The organism is Nocardioides sp. CPCC 206348 (genome assembly GCF_048654705.1).
Lineage (GTDB): Bacteria > Actinomycetota > Actinomycetes > Propionibacteriales > Nocardioidaceae > Nocardioides.
Genome location: NZ_JBMCZA010000124.1, coordinates 1 through 1,251 on the forward strand (window position 1 = coordinate 1; position 1,251 = coordinate 1,251).

At 67.7% G+C, this 1,251-nt stretch carries 1 protein-coding gene; it reads left to right on the forward strand.

Annotated elements, in window-relative coordinates; genetic code table 11:
* Window positions 1-1,251 (forward strand): hypothetical protein (locus ACOADB_RS07355; protein WP_378597314.1); only part of this gene is annotated, 1,251 nt, incomplete at both ends.

Genomic DNA, 1,251 nt, shown 5'->3' on the forward strand with positions numbered 1-1,251 from the left:
AGTCCGACATCAACGCCCGGCTCGCGGCGAAGGGGCTGGACAAGCTCACCGGCTCGGCGAAGAAGCAGGCCGAGCAGCAGGCCCGCCTCGACCTGCTGTTTCAGCAGACGTCGAAGGCGGCCGGGCAGTTCGGTCGGGAGTCCGACACGATCGCGGGCAAGGGGCAGCGGCTCGGCGCGAAGGTCGAGGACCTCGAGGCGAAGTTCGGCACCCTGTTGATCCCGGTGCTGTCGGCCGGCGCGGACGTCGTCGACGAGCGGCTCATCCCGGCGATGGATGACCTGGCTGACTGGCTGACGGAGAACAAGGACGAGTTCGCCGAGCTCGGCGGGACGGTGAAGGACTCGGTCATCCCGCCCCTGAAGGCGGTCGTCGACATCGCGCAGGGTGCGGTGGAGGTGTTCGGGGATCTGCCCGGCCCGGTGAAGGACCTCGCTGTCCAGGCGGGGATCGCGGCGTTGGTGCTGCCCCGCCTGACTGGTGCGGTGACGTCGGTGACGTCGACGACGGGCGGGTTCATCACGAACCTGCGGGACGCGGAGAAGCGGACCACGGCTCTGTCGAGTGCGGCGAAGACGGCGGCTGGGATCGGTGGGCTCCTCGCGCTGACGCAGGGCGTGAAGGAGACCAACGACGGTCTGTCGCTGCTCGAGACCACCGCCGGCGGCGCGCTGCTCGGGTTCTCGGTCACTGGTGGCCCGTGGGGTGCGGCGATCGGCGCCGGCGCTGGCGCGATGCTCTCGCTCGCTACCCACACCGAGAAGGCCGCGACAGCCGCCGACCGGAGCCGTACGACGTGGGAGTCGTACCGCGACACTCTCGACCTCGTGACTGGTGCGACAACCCGCGCAACGAAGTCGATGATCATTCAGGACCTACAGGGGACCGACCTCCTCAAGAGCATCGGGACCCTCGGGATCAGCAAGCAGACCCTCATCGACGGAATCCTTGGGGAGACGAAGGCACGCGGCGAGCTGAACTCGGCAATCCGGCAGGAGGAGCGGGACCTCAAGCTGCTTGAGGCCACCGACTGGAGCGCGCTGACGGACAAGCAGAACGAGGCTCTCAGCAACGAACTCCTGACCCGCAAGGAGAACCTGAAGGCGCTGAAGGCCGAGGTCAGTGAGCTCGACAAGTCGACCGGCAAGACTCGCGAGCACATCGCCCTGCTGAGAGAGATCCCTCAGCAGGTAGTCACGCAGGTTCAGGCGCTCGGAACCGACGCGACGAAGCGCGAGGTGGCCGATCTCG